At 57.9% G+C, this 17,268-nt stretch carries 13 protein-coding genes and 1 tRNA gene; 8 read left to right on the forward strand and 6 right to left on the reverse strand.

What is annotated here, in order from left to right:
* Positions 1 to 1,290 precede the first annotated feature (1,290 nt).
* Positions 1,291 to 1,755, reverse strand: a complete 465-nt coding sequence (locus tag KBZ19_RS00005; protein WP_255099199.1) for an RNA polymerase subunit sigma-70 — start codon at positions 1,753 to 1,755, stop codon at positions 1,291 to 1,293.
* A gap of 1,056 nt (positions 1,756 to 2,811) precedes the next feature.
* On the opposite strand from KBZ19_RS00005, the gene KBZ19_RS00010 reads away from it, so the two are divergent.
* Positions 2,812 to 5,658 carry a bifunctional DNA primase/polymerase gene (locus KBZ19_RS00010; protein ID WP_255099201.1) on the forward strand — a complete coding sequence of 949 codons (2,847 nt, stop codon included), beginning with the start codon at positions 2,812 to 2,814 and terminating at the stop codon, positions 5,656 to 5,658.
* Between the two features lie 1,103 nt (positions 5,659 to 6,761).
* Here the strand turns inward: KBZ19_RS00010 and KBZ19_RS00015 are convergent.
* A tRNA-Pro gene (locus tag KBZ19_RS00015) sits at positions 6,762 to 6,835 on the reverse strand.
* A 641-nt stretch (positions 6,836 to 7,476) separates the two neighbouring features.
* Between KBZ19_RS00015 and KBZ19_RS00020 the strand changes: the two genes are divergently transcribed.
* The 3 genes from KBZ19_RS00020 to KBZ19_RS00030 all read left to right on the forward strand — a co-directional run bounded on the left by KBZ19_RS00020 (position 7,477) and on the right by KBZ19_RS00030 (position 10,105).
* Complete coding sequence (locus KBZ19_RS00020; RefSeq protein WP_255099202.1) at positions 7,477 to 7,671, forward strand: hypothetical protein; 195 nt, start codon at positions 7,477 to 7,479, stop codon at positions 7,669 to 7,671.
* A gap of 145 nt (positions 7,672 to 7,816) precedes the next feature.
* Positions 7,817 to 8,725, forward strand: coding sequence for a cation diffusion facilitator family transporter (locus tag KBZ19_RS00025; protein ID WP_255099204.1), 909 nt, complete (start codon positions 7,817 to 7,819; stop codon positions 8,723 to 8,725).
* A gap of 474 nt (positions 8,726 to 9,199) precedes the next feature.
* On the forward strand, positions 9,200 to 10,105 hold the full coding sequence (locus KBZ19_RS00030) for a sulfotransferase family 2 domain-containing protein (RefSeq protein ID WP_255099205.1): 906 nt from the start codon (positions 9,200 to 9,202) through the stop codon (positions 10,103 to 10,105).
* Positions 10,106 to 10,601: 496 nt separating this feature from the next.
* Here KBZ19_RS00030 and KBZ19_RS00035 read toward each other — a convergent pair whose 3' ends face one another.
* Positions 10,602 to 11,987 (reverse strand): exo-alpha-sialidase, encoded by a 1,386-nt coding sequence (locus KBZ19_RS00035; RefSeq protein ID WP_255099206.1) that lies wholly within the window; start codon positions 11,985 to 11,987, stop codon positions 10,602 to 10,604.
* A gap of 178 nt (positions 11,988 to 12,165) precedes the next feature.
* Between KBZ19_RS00035 and KBZ19_RS00040 the strand changes: the two genes are divergently transcribed.
* Entirely contained in the window at positions 12,166 to 13,872 is a 1,707-nt protein-coding gene (locus KBZ19_RS00040; RefSeq protein ID WP_255099207.1) for a hypothetical protein, read from the forward strand.
* 141 nt (positions 13,873 to 14,013) lie between these two features.
* On the opposite strand, the gene KBZ19_RS00045 is transcribed toward KBZ19_RS00040, so the two are convergent.
* A complete protein-coding gene (locus KBZ19_RS00045; protein WP_255099209.1) occupies positions 14,014 to 14,502 on the reverse strand; it encodes an ABC transporter substrate-binding protein in 489 nt (162 codons plus the stop codon).
* A 300-nt stretch (positions 14,503 to 14,802) separates the two neighbouring features.
* Between KBZ19_RS00045 and KBZ19_RS00050 the strand changes: the two genes are divergently transcribed.
* Positions 14,803 to 15,336, forward strand: a complete 534-nt coding sequence (locus KBZ19_RS00050) for a cupin domain-containing protein (protein WP_255099211.1) — start codon at positions 14,803 to 14,805, stop codon at positions 15,334 to 15,336.
* A 45-nt stretch (positions 15,337 to 15,381) separates the two neighbouring features.
* Here KBZ19_RS00050 and KBZ19_RS00055 read toward each other — a convergent pair whose 3' ends face one another.
* Together KBZ19_RS00055 and KBZ19_RS00060 are read right to left on the reverse strand one after the other, a co-directional pair.
* The gene (locus tag KBZ19_RS00055; RefSeq protein WP_255099212.1) at positions 15,382 to 15,600 is read right to left on the reverse strand and encodes a hypothetical protein; all 219 of its coding nucleotides are present in this window, start codon (positions 15,598 to 15,600) and stop codon (positions 15,382 to 15,384) included.
* The gene (locus tag KBZ19_RS00060; RefSeq protein ID WP_255099213.1) at positions 15,601 to 15,870 is read right to left on the reverse strand and encodes a hypothetical protein; all 270 of its coding nucleotides are present in this window, start codon (positions 15,868 to 15,870) and stop codon (positions 15,601 to 15,603) included.
* A gap of 243 nt (positions 15,871 to 16,113) precedes the next feature.
* Between KBZ19_RS00060 and KBZ19_RS00065 the strand changes: the two genes are divergently transcribed.
* Together KBZ19_RS00065 and KBZ19_RS00070 are read left to right on the forward strand one after the other, a co-directional pair.
* A complete protein-coding gene (locus KBZ19_RS00065; protein WP_255099214.1) occupies positions 16,114 to 16,500 on the forward strand; it encodes an MbcA/ParS/Xre antitoxin family protein in 387 nt (128 codons plus the stop codon).
* Positions 16,501 to 16,505: 5 nt separating this feature from the next.
* Positions 16,506 to 17,246, forward strand: coding sequence for an RES family NAD+ phosphorylase (locus tag KBZ19_RS00070; RefSeq protein WP_255099215.1), 741 nt, complete (start codon positions 16,506 to 16,508; stop codon positions 17,244 to 17,246).
* The last annotated feature ends 22 nt before the right edge of the window (positions 17,247 to 17,268 follow it).

The following is a 17,268-nucleotide window of genomic DNA, read 5'->3' on the forward strand; positions in this document are numbered from 1 at the left end:
ATCCAGGCGGACTTGAACCGCCAAACAGCAAGACGCCCCCTGGCAGAGACACAGGGGGACGCTCGCTGCGCCTTGCCTGCTACGCGGTGACCTCCAAGAGGTCTGGAAGGCATGCAGGTGGATTGGGGATGTGGATGGTGTTCGTCGGGTGTTCTTGCCCTTCTTTTCAGTCCCATCCGGAGACTGGAAGCCGGTTTTGCACCGCATCCCTGCTCAACCACCATTGGGGAGATGGGGAGAGGGATGGAGATCGTGCTCGATCTCGCTGCGACGGCTGCACCGGGCCCCAGTGGGCATAGGAAAGGCGTAGCGCGTCAGGGCCGCAAGGCCCCGCAGGAGGAAGACTTAGCGTCTATTGATACTGTCCTGCGCATGTATGGGCGCCTGTTGTGTGTTGGCGCAACGCTGAGGTTACTTAGTCACGGGAAGCCTGTTGACCCGCACAACGGTGCGCACCGGCTTGATCCGTCCTCGGGCATCTGCTGCCCTCGTCCTCCCGCTAAACCCCTCCGTCGTTTGGCCGAACGAGTGTCTCTACGGGGCCGCATGCCCTGCGCTGAACGGATTGAATACCGTCAGGCGTCTCGTTTGCACCTACCGGTTGACGGCACCACAACCAGTAAAGGTTGGATTCCGTACGACCTCGGGGGAGCGTTTCTATGTTGAGCCGCAGCAAAGAATGCCGCTAGCAATGATGCATAGGCCTGGTGCGCAAGTTGCGCTGTTGTTGAAAGAAGGATTAGACACTTTGGCTCCAAGCATCAAGGCTGTGAGCCTGACCGGCGAGAGTGAGCGACTGCGGCGCAGTCCTGTCTCATCGGTTGAAAGCAACATAAGGGCAAAGCGAGCAGATCGTCAAGCAATTCAGGAGAACTAGATGACTGCCGACTGGGCGGTAGTTGAGACCCTGAATGATGTCTAGAGGAGCAGACAAGACATATAATTACTTGCAAATGTATATGAGTAAAAGAGAGGAACTAGGGAGATAAGCGAGGGGAACTTCTTGATTACACAGCTGAATGAAGACTGACACGGATTGCACGAGCCCGTTTCGCCACTCCAGAATCAGCCATGCAAACGCTCAGACACGGAAGACTGGATCCAGCCATCCTGTGGATCAACAAGATCAGAAGGAAACTGAGCTAGTCATTGGCATGATGTCCTTAGGAACGTCATGTCTGCAATCTGAAGACCACTCAAAGGGGTAGTGCCCTGGCCATTCCCACGATCAGTTCCCGCAGATCGATACGATTGGGAATGTGGCCGCAAGAAGCACTGTGCAATTGGCTTCTAACCCAGATTGGCAATGCTGCGCGTTTGGATCGCCCGTTCGCCCAGGTCCACGTCGTGCGCCGAGGCCATGACCTCGCTGTGTGCCAGACGCTTCTCTAAGGACTCAATCTGCTCCGATAGTTCTGCCCAGCGAGTAGCAGACTCACGACGCTCGACCACATGGTTCATGGTGTTGATGATCAGCTTTGCAGCCCCTAAAGCAATCGATTCGGATTGTGACTGCAGCAGCTCTCTGGCTTTCTGAACCGCATCTCCGTAGCCCTGCTGCAACTCCTTCGTTGCCTCGGATTCAATGTGCTGCAAGGCCTCATCAACCGCTCGTACATACGCAGGGTTCCGCCCCCATGACAGAAGGGTCGTGTAGCCAACGCCCAGCTGCTGCGCGATGTGACGCAGCTGCATCCCCTCCGCCGTCATCAAAACGGCCTTCCGTTGTCTGGGTTTCAGGGTGGCTGAGGCCATTGCAGCTTCTGTTCGAGTTGAATTTCGTCAGTTTTAGCGGGCCATCCAGCAGTGGCGACATCCCCTTCGGCCATCTCGTGCCTGCTGCGTCTGCTCACAGCTCCAGCTTTAGCCCACTGGTCTTCCTGGTTGATGGGCGGGTTGGAGGGTCAGATGCGGAATACGTGCCTTGGCTCCAGGCACTTACAGGCCAAAATGGAACACATAATCTGATACTCAAAGTTACCCCCTACCTGGCCTGTCGGAAAGGCTCTTCCTCGCGGGGAGTGGGCGGGAGTCAGGGTCTGTCGTTCTGTGGCTTGCTCTCCGCGTCGCTCTCGGGGGAGCGATCACACTGATAGTGCTGGGGCAGTTGGCAGCTGTAGTAGAGCAACGCTTGAAGCAGTGTTGATCAGGCCAATGTCATCAGTAGTCGAGTAGAGCAACACGGCTGAAGGGTTGAAGCAAAATGACCTCATCTGAATGGCGTTGTTGACGCTTTCGAGTTGTGTCTCAGTTAGTAGATTCTAACACGTATGAGTCTTGGGATCAACGTAGTTCATCACTCCTCATGGACTACACGAGCAAGGCAATGGCTAGGCAAGGGGAATACAGGATGTAGAAAGCAGTGTCATCTGAGCTACACCCCAAAGACTCCTTGATGTTATGGGGGTAGAGACTAGCTTGTAGTTGATGGATTTTCTGCCGGGGCTAGGTTTACCTGAGCAGTGATTCACCCGCCATGATTCCCGCCCAAAGACTACTCACCCACTCGATCGATGCGCGTTCTTCCTACTCCACTCCCTGTGGCCGTCGTCCGGTTCTCGGAGTCCGCCTAGGCAGAACTGAAATGCAGACACTGGAACGGCTTTGCGCCGATCTGGGCTGCAGCAAATCGCTTCTGGCCAGGAACCTGATCTGCTTCGGGTTGAAGCACATAGATGTCTTGATTCATCACCAAGATGTAGTCCAAGACTGATCACCGACTAAGTCCACTTCCGTCGTTCACCTACATCTCTGATCATGACGACTAGATCGCCGATCGACCCTTCACAAGATCCCCCCGAGGTCCCCATCATGCAGACGCCCCCCGCAGCAAGCGATATAGCCGCAGCTGCGTCTGATGTTGTAGCTGCAGCGGCTGAAGAGGACGTGCCGACATCCCAATGGGAGTCAGCCGTGAATGCGTCCCACGAGACGCAGGTAGAGACCAATGCCGAAGGTAAGCCGCTGCCGCATAACTGGCGGGGGCTGTTGGCTGTGCAGATGGCGAGGCTGGGTGTGTTCCCGAAGGAGTGGAACCTGATGGGGGTGCGGGGAAAGGATGCATTCAAGAAGGCGTGGAGCACGGAGCCGAAGAGGCAGGTCGATGCCATTGCCGATGTGCTGACGTACTACAAGGCCACCGGGATGGGGGTGGTTACGGGATCGTTCTCGGGGGGATTGGTGGCCATTGATATTGATGGTTTTCATGCGGATGATGCATTTAAGACGGCTGCGGGGGATGCGTATGAGCCGTATGGGGAGGAGAAGACGATGGCCTGGACGTCGGGTAAGCCAGGGAGGAGGCAGTTGCTTTATAGGGTTCCAGAGCATCTGCTGCCGTTGTTTGCGCGGATTACTACGCTGACAGCAACTTGGAATGGAAAGTTCTTCAATGATACTAACTCCAAACAAGATCGAAGAAATGAGGGGAGACTGGGGGAGGACTTTGTTATCCGGTACAACAAGTGTATGAGCGTGCTGCCGGGGAGTATCCATCCGGATACAAGGAAGCGGTACAAGTTTTTGAGCTACAACGGAGGAATGCCTGCGGTAGCTCCGCAGTGGTTGATCAACGTGATGAAGTCGAAGGCGACTGGGGGGTCGAAGTTCCTAGATGAGGAGGATCTCAAAGCCATCAAGCATGATACGGGGAAGACGCAGGTTCCGCCCAAGCAGATCAGGGGCTGGTTCTTCAGCAATCAGGATGTGAGAGCAGCTCTCATCCCACGGCTGCAGGAGTTGGTTTTCAACCACAAGGAGTTTGAAAACTACAACTGGGTGGAGGGAAGTGGGGAGAATCCCCAGATGCAGAACGGATGCCCCTGGCATAAGAGCAGTTCAGGGACGTCGTTTCAGTATGCGAAAAACACCGGGGTGTGGGACTGCAAGGCTTGCAAAGTCTCGGGTGATGAACTGGACTTTATCCATAAGATCCGGACGGGGGACATGTATGCAGGTAGGCCGGATCCGGAGGCTCTTGAGACTTATGTGAGTGAGATAGCGGAGAAGCTGGGGTTCATGTATCCGGAGGCTCTGCGGGAGACGCAGAGGACGATGGAGGTGCCGAGGGATGAGATCAACTCTAGGGAGTTCCTCGATCGATGCAGAAAGATCATTAAAGAAGTGACGAACCCTGCTGAACAGTCGATTGAATTGATCGATCTTGCTGAACGATGTGGGAGGTACAAGTACAAGGCTTCGGAGATCAGGGCTCTGGTTGCTCGCGACAATGAGTTCCAGAGGAACAAGGGCAACACGCTGCTACGGCCGAAGAACTGGCAAACGACGGTGTCTGAGGAGGAGTACATCATCCCTGGATTCCTTAGGAAGCCTTCTCAGATCTTGATCCACTCCAGAGGGGGGGTGGGGAAGACGGAGTCGGTGATGGCTTTGGCGAAAGCCGTAGGCCGGGGGGAGGTGATGAACATCCGGGGGATCCCGGTGCAGTGCGTGAAGGGGAATGTGCTTTGGATCTCAGGGGACCAGAGTGAAATCCGCCTCAATGCTCAGTTGATGCGGATGGGGATTGAGTCTCATGGGTCAGACCCCTGGTTCCACCTTGTCAGCGACTGGCGCATCGATCTCCCGGATGAGTTCAACAAGATCGTCAAGGCAGTCCAGCCTTCTCTGATCGTGGTGGACTCTCTAGGGTCGGTTTCAGACCTCGGGGATCCGTCTGAGAATGAGGGGGCCTATGCGGCACCGCTCTACGACATCTCCAGGCGGAACGGGGCGGTGGACATGGAGGACGGCTTCCCCTCAGCAGCGATCATCTGGATCCACCACAACAAGAAGGATGGGACGGACTTCCGGGGGACGGACCGGCTGCTGAATGCGGTTGATGAGACCTGGGGGCTCAAGGAGCTCACGGAGGACGAGGAGGCTGAGCACGGGGTCAACAGCCGGATCCTGACCATTGGGAAGAGCCGGTTTGATCGCTCTCGGGACAGGCTGCTGGTTACCAGGGACCACAACCTGAACTACGAGATCAAGGACCTGACCCCGACGCTGTACCGGATGGGGGTGAACAGGAATGGGGACCTCGATCCGGCGGGGGTGGTGCTGGAGGTGCTGAGGGCGTCTCTGGAGCCGATGAGCAAGGAAGCTGTTCAAGCCGGGGTGAAGGAGTACCTCCAGGCCGAGGGGCACGACCGGATCCCGAAGGAGAAGGCCATCCGGAAGTACCTAGACGGGTGGGTCGTGGACGGGATGGTCCAGGTGCAGGAGATCAAGCTCTCGGGGAAGAAGGGGGGTCGGCCTACGAAGCACTTCAGCCTCGCGTGTGCGAGGGGAGGGGGAAGTACGACAGAAACTGACCTGGACGACCGAGACTCATGGCCCCCACTGGTTTCTAAGTTTCTGTCCGTAGGCGTGAGAATCGGCCAGAAACCTCCTACAGGACCCAATGGACAGAAACCTCCAGGTGAGTCCCCCGAGGGCGTTGAGAGTTTCTGTCCCGGCGAGGGGGAGGGAGGTTTCTGTCCGACGGAGACAGAAACTTGCGACCTGGGTGCACCAATGGATCCCGCGGACGTTGAAGGTTTCTGTCCCGACTCCGCCGCACCCCACGCGAGGGAGGAGGGAGGCCCGGCGAGGAGGGGCAGAGCCGGGTTGGCCCCGAGAGCTAGGAGATGCTCACGGTCCAGGTCGACGGGATGATGCAGGGACCGCCCCTACCCCCCGAGGGCGTGAGACTCATGAGCGAGACGGATGAGGACCCATGGGCGAGGTTCGGCTGAGCCGGCGTGACATGTTCATGAATGGGTGGGTGCTCCAGCGGGGCAATCCACACCCTGCGCAGACTTCTGCCTCCTTTACCCCCCCTGCTCAACCGGTGCGGATCTGCCGGAGCAGCCGGGTCCCTGTCGTGTCAGCCATCCGCCAGGCCACATCGATAAACGCCGCCGCCGCAAATCAGACGCGCCGCTCACTGCTGGGAGTTGAATTGACTCCAGGCAGGGAACGCACGCCTTCTGGGGAGCTTGGGGTGATGGCGCGGGCAAACCGTCCACATCACCTGACGGCCTTGGTGGTGTCACTCGAAGCGAAAGCCGTAAGCCTCATGTCCGCTCCGCTAGAACGTCTTCCTTTGGCCCAGGAGGGCGGCCAGATCGGTGGTGTTGAGCACCAGCGTGTTATCGGCAGCCTCCGCCACCCCCCGAGCCCGGAGGAGGGATCTGATGCTGGTGCTGAGGCCGCCTCCCGGATCGCCGCCACCACAGCTGCCAGGTCGCTGCCAGGGAGCTTCACGATCGCCGAGGCGCCAAATGGTGTCACAGACTTCGCACTGCCATCACCCGCCGCCGGCCTTAGGCCAGGGAAGGTGCCTATGGGCTGTCCTGACTGGAGGTGGTCGTGGAGCCTCCCCCGAGCTCGATGAACGCTCCTGGCCAGGTGGTGAAGATTGAGGAGACGCGGATCAGCCCAACCCCGAGAGCACGGGCTCGGGACTTGAGGCCGTTGCGGCTGATTCCCCATCGCTTCTCCAGATCTCGGGTGGAGAGATCGGTGGGCACCACGTCAGAGAGTGTTGTCAAGGTGTCGCGGTGCCATCACGACAGCAGGAGAGGAGAAGGAGAAGATGGAGCGAATGAAGAGGGCTCGCGGGATGCGCCCAGCAAGAGGGTGCAATGCGATGAGCGATGGATGGGGAGCGGTTCTGAACTCAGCGCGGCCGCCCCGGATTTACGAAGGAGACCAGAAGGGCCTCTCCCGTCGTACAACCGTCGTACTCAGTTGTTGGCGAATCCCGGAAAAGTCAATCGGGGCGACAGGATTCGAACCTGCGACCTAGTGCTCCCAAAGCACCCGCGCTACCAAGCTGCGCCACGCCCCGTCGAGCCAACCCTACCGCACGCACCACCGGAAGCCTGCAACCCCTAAATCCCTGTGAGAGCAGCAGGTTTCAGCGCCCATTGATCACGCCACGCCCTTGCCTCAGTGCTTGCCAGCACGGCAAGCGAGAGCCTGGAAGGCTCAGCTGTGATCAGCACCAATCTGTTGGATCAACCTGGGATCCAAGGGAAGCGCGCTGGACTGCCCGAACGCAGCCAACGCATAGACCTCGCCCCATACCGAGGCGGCCGACCGGTTGGGGTGGGGAGATGTCTGCTGCCGCGCTCGGGTCCCCATTGCGGCACCTCAACCGAGCCGCGTGGGGATCCGCATCCACGATCAGGCTGTTCCCAGAGCCTGCACTCGCCGAAATGACGCAGAAGTAGTACGACCCGCTCAGAACTGCAACGCCTGCGTGGTCATGAATCAGGAGGAATGATGTCACAGCCGCCTTCTCGGCTTCTGGTGAATGGACACCCCATCGTGGTGTTGATGGACTCAGCCCATCCCTTATGGCGGCAACCGATTTCCCTCCTCGCTCCGGGTAAGGCTCCGCGCCTGCAGCCGGGCCAACGGAGGCAGATGGTCCCAGCAAAGGGGAGAACGACACCGTCCCATCGCCCTGCTACGTCGCCGCACTCCATGTCCAGCTGCACCGACTCCCCCAGCTTCGACGTCTCCGCCTCTCGCACGTCGCTGCTGACCGTCACCCGCAGCCTCTCGGTGGTGTCCATGGTGCTGGTCATGGTGTTCACCTCCGCCACCTTTGGCGGGCAGGCCGTGAGTGGCGCGGGCAGCTCCGCCGAGCTCAACCAGCAGAGCCGGCAGACGGGCTGAACCCTTCGCCAGAAGCGGCACCCACGCCTGAGGCGGCACCGGCACCTCAGGCCCTGCATCGCAGAGCACCCTTGGTGCTTGGCAATCCCCTCCGGCGGCATCAGTATCGCCAGGGAGCGCCTTTCTGCCACCGCGCCCAGTATCAATGGGATTCGCTTCACCTCGCACCTACACCCTGGTTTCGGTAGGGGCGGCCGTGGCCACGATCGTGCTCAAAACCGCCGCCTGGAAGCTCACCGGGTCGGTGGGGCTGCTCTCCGATGCGATCGAATCTGGGGTGAACCTGGTGGCGGCGCTCGGCGCCTTCTGGGCGCTCACGCTCGCCGCCAAGCCAGCCGACCGTTCTCACCCCTACGGCCATTTCAAGGCCGAGTACTTCTCCAGCGGGCTGGAGAGTGTTCTGATCGTGGTGGCGGCTTTGGCGATCATCACGGCGGCCGTGGGACGACTTCAGCACCCGGAGCCCCTGGAGCAACTCGGCATCGCCCTGGCGCTCTCCCTGGTGGCCACGGCCCTGAACGGCCTGGTGGCCTGGTTGCTGCTGCGGGCGGCGCGTCGCTTCCACTCGATCACGCTGCGGGCCGATGCCCACCACCTGCTCACCGACGTCTGGACCTCGTTCGGTGTGGTGCTGGGAATCGGACTGGTCAAGCTCACCGGTCTGACGATCCTCGACCCGCTGATCGCCATTGCTGTGGCGCTCAACATCCTGGTCACCGGCTGGAAGCTGCTGCACGAAACCGCCTCCGGACTGCTCGATCGGGCCTTGCCCGAGCCCGACCAGAAACAACTGGAAGACCTGCTCGCTGCCTACGCCACGCCGGAGTTGCATTTCCACGCCTTGCGCACACGCGTGGCTGGTTCACGCCGCTTCGTGGCCTTCCACGTGCTCGTGCCAGGCCACTGGACCGTGCAGGCCGGCCATGATCTCTGCGACCGGCTGGAGAGGGAGATCGCCCAGTCGCTGCCACGCACCCACGTGCTCACCCACCTGGAACCGCTCGAAGATCCGAAAGCCTGGGACGATCAGGGATTCGGTTGGGACGAGGGGTGAGGATCGGACGTGATGCCTCTTTGGACACGCTCAGGAGGCTGCTGGAAATGGGGGAAGAGATACGGGAGTTCGCCTGTTGTGTGACCGTCGTTGGTGCCCAACAATCTGGTTGAGTGAGCGGTACGCAGGGGCTGGCCAGCGGCTTGACCAGGCCGAAATGAATGGTTCGGAACCTTCCTTGTGGTCTTCCTGGTTCCCTGTTGGCCTCACTCGTGCCATGTCAGTTAAAAGGTTCGCAAAGACCGATCAGCACCTGCCAGGCGGCAGCTTCATCCTCTCCGCCATGATCTTTTGACGCTTGGAGCGCTGCCTGATCGTGCACGTGCTGGTAGGCACCAACCCAAGCCGCAGGACCTCCCATGAATCCAGCCCTTCCCTGCGATCGCAGGGTCATGGCTCAGTTGATGCGATGCCCTTTGCTGAGTTTCCCTGGGAGGCTTCAGAAGGGCTGGATCATTTGTTTCGAAGCTTGCTTTGGATCAGAAGAATGGCAAGGGAAGCCTCTATCATCATCGAACTGCAACACGAAATAATCGTTCGACGATGATCATTAGGCACGATCTCAGATTGGTCTTTATTCATATCCCGAAGTGCGCAGGCAAAGAGTTGCGTGCAGTTTTTTCTGCAGGCTCAAAACCTGAGGATATGGAAAGTTACTTCAACTTTGCCTACAGTCAAAAACTTAAACGGCACGTTGACTTGGCCCACCTGCCCATTGATGATTTAATCCATTTCCCTGCTTACCACTCTTTAAGAAACTACACCGTCATTGCTGCAGTGCGCAATCCCTATCAAAGACTACGCTCTGCGATCAAGGAGTATTGCCGTCAATACTCCAAAGAAGACGAACGAATTGCAAATCAAAGTGGACCCACAATGTTATCCAGATCAACTTACATGCGAGAAGTCCCGATCAGGCACGGTCTACGCGATCCTCGGTTCGTTCACTCAATGCCAATGCACTGGTTCTCTCACTATGGTCAAGAACCGTGGGTTGACCATATTGTACGCTGCGAAAGCCTACGAAACGACGTGTGCAATCTTGCGCAAAAACTGAATTTGCCGCCAGAAATCGAGGATCTGGCGACCAAGACTCTTGCAGCCCAAGATCCTGCCGGCAACACCGAGGAGGCCGTCACTCCGGAGGAAGTAAATCTCGCGAATACTCTGTATGCTGTGGACTTTGATGTGTTTGGCTACTCTCGGCTCCAGGCAGATGGAACGAATGATGGCCTGATTGCCGAAACCATCTCTGCCCTAACTCCTGGTGAAAGGCATTCCCATAGCATTGGGCTTCTCGAGAGGGCACAAAGAGTGGAGTGGCACTGGGGGCCTGTGAGTGAAATCCCGAGCCAATCTAAAATGGCGCCAACAAGATAAGTCTTGAGTAGGGCCTCCTGAGATAGTGACGCATGGACTCACTCCACACAAAGGGAGCAGCAGCAACGGCGTGATAGCAAATTCTCTGGTTGCAGCAGTTCGATCACAGAAGAGCGTCCATGGGGAGCCTCTGGCCACCTCATTCCCCATGAGAAGCTGCAGCCAGTAGGTACAAGCACATAGAGGCTCCCAGAGCTATTCGGATCCATTACCAGCACATTCAGTGCATTGGCTGAACTCTGGGTGACTGTGAATTTGTCGCGAATCAGACCCATCTCATCCTAATCGACCGATGATCGCTATAGAGTTTGCCGCCACGGGGACGGAAGAACTGTCTAACGCGAACGGATGACGATACTCGCGCTGTTACGTGCGGAGATCATAGGCCGGCTATTCGGCTTGGTGGAGCTGATCTACGATCATTATCTGTGTGCGGTTCGGGCTTCTATCGCAAGCAAGAATGATGAAAACAGCGCCAAACTGTTATCCGAGTATGCTAGCCTACTTCGTAGAAAACTAAACTCTGATCATCTCGAGACAACTGTACTTGCTGAAAGACAGGAAGCTCATCATCAATGTATCCAGGAGTTTCCACCCTTACGTTCCCTGATTGCTCAACTTCATCCTGGCTGAGCCTGGCCACAACACTCCATGTCACACCACCATCAGAGCTGGAGCTGACCTCGGCTACTGTGTTGAGACCTATTCTAGCGTTATAAGTAATATAGAGTGTGCCGTCATCTGCTATGCTCATTTGCATGTAGTCGCCGCTTCGGTAGTTAACAATCTCCTCTGGCTCGCTCCAAGTGTTAGCAGTAGAATCATAGCGAAGATAGACAACCTGTCCCTCTCCATTGTTGGTAGCAACATGGATGTTTCCTTCGGGATCAGTTACGGAGCTGAAATGAGTCGCATTGGGATCGCGCTGGTCGTTGCCAAGCTCAATCAATACTTGATTCGTAATCCGAGATCCAGTGCTGTCTGGATAGGCGAATTCAGCCCACTTCAATGTCAGCCCATCTTTATAGAGCAAGCCAACTCCCCTGTCAGTAACAATGACTTCCCCCGAAATTGGGCCATCACCAGTTGAGCTTGGGATGGTGCGGGGGGCCTGAACCCAACTTGCCCCACCATCCATGCTGTAGGAAACCATTAAGCTAACGTCACCGGTCAATCGGTTAGTTGCCGTATAGGAAACGAATAGAGTTCCATCATCAGACTTTGCAACGGACGGTCTCTCGTAGATCATTGATCGATCTCGAGCAACATCGACGGTGGCTTCTATCTCCCAGGAAGCATCACTATCAGAGTAAGCAAGCTGAGAGAAGGCAATGGATCCAAAGTCAGTAGAAAATGCAACGTACAACTCGTCCCCAATCAACACGCCATCGGACGTTGAGGAGGCATCTGAGCCTGGCAGGACTACCGAAGAATCCCAAGTCTCCCCTCCATTCACAGCTGTGTATAGTGTAAGCTCGCCAGTGTTGGGCAGAATATGAATGATGCCATCATCTGTGATCCAAGAATGCTCCTGGAATCGAGCTGAAATCATACCTTCACCACCTTCTATCGAGGTTGGCGTGCCCGTGATGGCGTCAATTTCGTCCTGACTGAATGCAGCTTTAATAGAATAATAAGCCTCAAGAACCTGATCTTCTAGATTCGATCCAGCAACCTTCACTCCCGAGATAGACTGAAGGGTTGGGAGTGTGTCATTGGAGATCCTCGTAGTGTCGAGTAACCAATCTGTTCTTGCTGAATCAGTGTGATTCAAGAGAGAGCGATCGTCTTCGTTGAAGAAGGGAGCCACTCCTGCTTCAAGGCCAATGGAGGCGGAAGGCCACCAAGGCTGGTTCCTAGTGAAGCTTTCAGAAAAATCCACGACGCTACACTTGAATCAAAACTTAACCATAGGGGTGTTGCATGGTTTTGGAATAGTCCTGTAACAATTAACTTCTAGTTAAGAATCCGGAACGCCTTGGTTTGAACACAGGCTTCGTTGCGGGAAAGGCAGTATGGTAATAAAATGCGTAAATTAAAAAAGATTTGAGTTAGTTGAAATGAGCATTAATCTCGCATTGTTAAGCTTCAACGAAAATTCGAACTTGTATGAATATACTGAGGAAGAACTTCTCATCCCTCTAGGAGAAGCCGTCACTACTCTGGCTGGCGACGATGTCATCAGAGTAACGGATTCGCTTGGAACGGGCCTGACGGTTGAAGGGTCGCTGGAAGCTGGAACAGGTAATGACAGATTTGCAGCAAGCGCGTCCGAAAACGGAATTTTCAATCTAGGTATCGTCAATACAGGTGATGGAAATGATGTGTTGGCTGGGCGAGGCGGCTCTGGCTTCGGTGTAACCAACTCTGGCTCCATTATCTTTGGAGGAGGGGAAGATGTATTGCTGGCCGAAGGCGTTACATCTGGTTTATTCAATGACTCCCTCATTAATATGGCCTCTGGGGCCGATGCGATCAGGGCGATCGGTCGAGATGGTGATGGAATCATCAACTCATCGGTGATCTTTCTAGGTGACAGTGATGACATCGTTAATGCAAGCAGCGAGGGTGATGATGGAATTGATAATCGTGGGTTGCTGGATGGTGGTACTGGTGATGACACGGTTAGAGGATCAAGTACTTCTGATGCTGGCATTGAAAACAACGGAGGAAATCTATTCTTGGCAAGGGGTGATGACGCGATCATTGGCAAGGGCGGCCAATATGGAATCTTTAACCTGAATAGTGGGTTGATTGGCTCTGGCCCGGGTAACGACCTTGTTAAAGGTGAGGGCGCTGGCTATGGAATCTTTAACCAAGGTGGAATCAATACTGACGAAGGGTCTGATCAAGTTGTTGGAATAGGGGGGGCTTGCGGCATCCAGAACGAATCACTGATTCAGACATCAGAAGGAAATGACTCTGTGGTTGGCAGTGGTGATAGCCTTGGTATCTCAATTGGTGAATCGGGCCGCATCTTCACTGGCTCCGAGGATGACACAATCGCGGGAGAAGCTGATAATGGAGATGGCGTTTCTAACGCCGGAATCATATTCACTGATGTAGGCGATGATCTCCTTATTGGCAATAGTGAGAATGGGATTGGGGTTGTTAATTCTAACCTGATTAACTTTGCTAATGGGTCCGATCGATTGATTGCACGTTCGCTTGATGGAGGCTCCTCGGGCTTGCTCAATGATGGCGGCTCAGTCTTTATGGGTCGAGACGGCGACGCTGTGGAGGGCGAGAGTCTTGGTGGGTATGGAATCTCTAACATCAACAATGGCATTCTAAACGCTGGGTCTGGTGCTGATCAGATTGTCGGCATAGGCGGCTCAGCTGGTGTTTTTAATCAGGGAACCATTGATGCTGGTGCAGATGATGATTCTCTTGTGGGTCGAGTGAGAGGAGCAGAAGGGGCGGCCATCTGGAACGAAGGGTTTATCAGCATGGGAGAAGGCAATGACACGGTTGACGCCATCTTGGGAGGTTTTACAGGTGGTGGCATCGTTGATTTAGGGAATGGAAACGATGCCATCTTGGGTTTTGGCGATGTCAACGCGAATGGCGGAGCTGGCACTGATCGACTGCTGCTTGACGCTGGGACTTACCAGATTTCGGAAGGCGTGCTTACGCGCTCTGGCTCTAGTGCTGTATTGACGTTTCAAGGAATTGAACGGATCGGCAGTGCCACTTCTGGGGACAGCGTGAATCTTCTTAATGGCACTCTCGTCATTGGAGTGGATGGAGCTATTGCTTTTACCTAGATCTATTCTGCATGAATAGAACACAGCAACACTGCTGCCGGTAGCCCCTTGGGCTATCTAGTGGTCGCTGAAGGCGGGCCATCAAGCTGACAATTCTCCTGCTGCTTCACCAGCAACGCATCCAACCGGCGGCTGCAGCGATCAGGGCTTTGGTGCCAGCAGCTCGGCCAGGAAGCTGGAGAGGCGGAATCCAGCCGGACTGGAATAGACGATGTCGGAAATCTTCCAGGTGCCTGCAGGTCCCGGCACCAGCTGATAGCGCAGCTGCTGCGGTGTCTCAGAGGGGCGGTTGCGCAGGCCTGCCTGCACCGCCACCCGGGCTTCCAGCCCTCCGCCGGGAAGAGCGGTGCAGCCGAGCACCTTCGCGCCAAAGGTCGACACCTGGGTGCCGCTGAACAGATCGAAGTCAACGAATCGACCGCTGGCTGGATCGAGCGCATAGGCACGCCGCAACTTCTGATACAGCCCATCGGTGAATCGGCTTTGCTGGCTCGTGATCTCGATCGGCCCGCGCCGCTCCTGCCGAGCCACCTGCCAACGGTAGAGGCCATCAAGCTGGGCCTTCGCGGAAGCAGGGCACGGGGTGATCGCCACAGCCATCAACGCTTGCAACAGCAGGGGTAGTGGCATGACGTCGTGCTGGCGCTTGTTTCGATCCTGGCAGCCAGGACACGCTGCCGGTCGAGGCCATCCCGATTGCAACAGCACTCTGTGAATTGGCGATGCCAGGCCGCTTCATGGTGCGGGGTGGCGTCCTTCTCGAGATCCCCCTCTGCCAGGAACGATGACGTCTCATGCTCCAGCCATTGAAGCTCTTGCCTCTCCGCACCTCTTGTTTGGCCGGATCACCAGGCGTAACTGGCTGCGTGGCCACCACCACCAAAATGTCAGTCTGCATCTGATCTGGGGCAGATTGGAGCGATTGCGGAGGTGACTGTGGTGTTGGATGGCCGTGCACTTGCCCTGGCTTGTGGGCTGTGGCTGCTGGCGCAGGCGTCGCCTGCTCGTACGGACGAGGTGATCGGCCGTCCTGGCGACGGCGGGGTGATCACGGTTCGGCCGGCCACGCAGCTGGACAGCCGTCAGGGTCTGGGGCGCTTCGTGGGCATCTCCGGTGCCAACAGCGGGGCGCGCACGCTCTCGCTCAACCGCGTCGTGATCCCGCCCGGTGCCAAGGCCCGAGCCCATCTCCACCGCAACTACGAGACGGCGATCTACCTGCTGCAGGGAACGGTGGAAACCCGCTATGGCGCTGGCCTGCGCCAGCGGGTGGTGAACCGCGCCGGCGATTTCATCTTCATTCCCGCCGATCTTCCCCATCAACCGGTGAACCTCAGCGCCACCGAGCCAGCGATCGCCATCGTCACCCGCTCCGACCCCAATGAGCAGGAAAGCGTGGTGCTGCTCGACGATCAGGGTCAGCCCCTGCCGCCTCACCTCCAGCACGGTCACGCCCACCCTTGAGCGCGGGCGGTTGCCAACGAGTGATAGGCGCCGCTGCTGCTGCCTTCAGGGCTGGGGTGCCAGCAGCTCGTCGAGATAGCTGGAGAGGCGGAACCCAGCCGGATGGGAATAGATGATACCGGCAATCTTCCAGCTGCCAGCGGGGCCGCCCACCAGCTGATAGCGCAGCTTCTTCGGCGCCTCCTTGGGGCGGTTGCGCAGGTCTGCCTGCACAGGCACCAGGGCCTCCAGCCCTCCGCCGGGGGCGGCGGTGCAGCCCAGCACCTAGGCACCGAAGGTCGACACCTGGGTGCCGCTGAACAGATCGAAGTCGACAAAACGCCCGCTGGCTGGATCGAGCCCACAGGCGCGCCGCAGCTTCTGGTAAAGCCCATCGGTGAAGCGGCCTTGCTGGCTCTTGAGTTCGATCGGACCGCGCAGCTCCTGCCGCGCCACCTGACAGCGGTAGAGACCATCCAGCTGGGCCTTCACCGGAGCTGGGCATGGGACGATCGCCGCAGCCGCCAACAGCGGCATCAGCTGGGGCAGGGTCATGACGGCGCGCTGGCGTTGCCGGGAAACCTGGCAGCAGGTATGGGCTCTGGGCGGGGAGGTTCGCCTTTGGCAGGGTTGTTTCGCTCGTCGTCTGGGCCTGCTGGCGCTGCTGCCCTCCCTGCCTCAAGACCAACGCCCCCTTCTTCCATCGGCCCCAAACGCTGGTGATCAGGCCGCGCCTTCGGCTCTTCCCTGCTGATTCCCCCACAAACCATCTATCATTGATGCAATTGCATCGGGTTGATGGCTGTAGTTGATCGCTCGCCACCGCTCGCCGCCGCAGCGGCTCCGCTCACGGATGCCCAGCTGCTGATCCAGGCGGTGCTGCGGGCCTCTGATGAGCTGGCGCTGAGCCGCTCGGCCCTGGCGCGGGTGCTGGGTCGCGATCGCTCGCTCTTCGCCCGGGGCAAGGGCATCGACCCTGCCTCCAAGACCGGTGAGCTGGCCCTGTTGGTGGTGCGTCTGTACCGGAGCCTGGCGGTGCTGGTGGGCAATGACCGCGAGCAGATGCGCCACTGGTTTCAGACCGCCAACCGCCACACCGGCGGCGTGCCTGCGGAGCAGGTGCAGCGAACCGAGGATCTGGTGGAGATCGTGCACTACCTCGACGCCATGCGCGCCCGCCTCTGACGGCGATGGATCTGCTCGCCATCGTGCAGGCCACGGAGGAGGTCCCCCTGGCGGGAACGGTGCTGCGGCTTGTGCAGCAGCAGGGCATCGATGCGCTGGGCCCCCTCGTGGATGACCTGGACCAGCTGGCGCGGCTGGAGGCCCTGGTGGAACGCAGCAAGCCACCGATGCCCTCCCTGCTGGCGAGCCATCCGCTGCTCGCCACCCCGTTCCGCTACCCGCCCCTGCGGCATGGCTCCCGCTTCGGGGGCCTGGAGCATCGAGGGATGTTCTACGGCTCCCGCACGCGCATCGGTTCGTTGGTGGAGGGGGCTTACTACGCGCTGCTGTTCTGGGAAGGATTCAGCGAACCGCCTAAGGCGCCCATACGTCGCCGGCAGACCCTGTTCTCTGTGCTGCTGCAAACCAGCAGGGGACTGCAATTACAGGATCTGGCCGACGCAGCCTCCCAGGCTGTCTTGCGGGACCCACGGCACTACGGACCGACCCAACGGCTGGGGACCTGGATGCGGGAGGAGGGAATCGAGGCGTTTGAATACCTGAGTGCCCGCAGCAGTGAGCCGCTGGTCCAGGTGGGGGTGTTCACGCCGGCGGCACTGGTCTCCACGCCGTTTGATCAGGTGGAGATCACCGCCGAGGTCAACGCCGATCACGCGTCCTTCCTGAGCCATGACAACGGGACGGTGCATCGCTTCCCCCGGGAGTTGTTCCTGGTGGAGGGAGAGCTGCCGCAGGCTGCAGCGTGAGGGTCAGGCCCTTGCCGGGGAT

The organism is Synechococcus sp. L2F, assembly GCF_024345695.1.
Taxonomy (GTDB): domain Bacteria; phylum Cyanobacteriota; class Cyanobacteriia; order PCC-6307; family Cyanobiaceae; genus MW101C3.

Coding starts and splice junctions, on each gene's coding strand:
- KBZ19_RS00005 (WP_255099199.1), bottom strand. CDS start 1,755: ATGGCCTCAGCCACCCTGAAACCCAGACAACGGAAGGCCGTTTTGATG.
- KBZ19_RS00010 (WP_255099201.1), top strand. CDS start 2,812: ATGCAGACGCCCCCCGCAGCAAGCGATATAGCCGCAGCTGCGTCTGAT.
- KBZ19_RS00020 (WP_255099202.1), top strand. CDS start 7,477: ATGTCCAGCTGCACCGACTCCCCCAGCTTCGACGTCTCCGCCTCTCGC.
- KBZ19_RS00025 (WP_255099204.1), top strand. CDS start 7,817: ATGGGATTCGCTTCACCTCGCACCTACACCCTGGTTTCGGTAGGGGCG.
- KBZ19_RS00040 (WP_255099207.1), top strand. CDS start 12,166: ATGAGCATTAATCTCGCATTGTTAAGCTTCAACGAAAATTCGAACTTG.
- KBZ19_RS00045 (WP_255099209.1), bottom strand. CDS start 14,502: ATGCCACTACCCCTGCTGTTGCAAGCGTTGATGGCTGTGGCGATCACC.
- KBZ19_RS00060 (WP_255099213.1), bottom strand. CDS start 15,870: ATGACCCTGCCCCAGCTGATGCCGCTGTTGGCGGCTGCGGCGATCGTC.
- KBZ19_RS00065 (WP_255099214.1), top strand. CDS start 16,114: ATGGCTGTAGTTGATCGCTCGCCACCGCTCGCCGCCGCAGCGGCTCCG.
- KBZ19_RS00070 (WP_255099215.1), top strand. CDS start 16,506: ATGGATCTGCTCGCCATCGTGCAGGCCACGGAGGAGGTCCCCCTGGCG.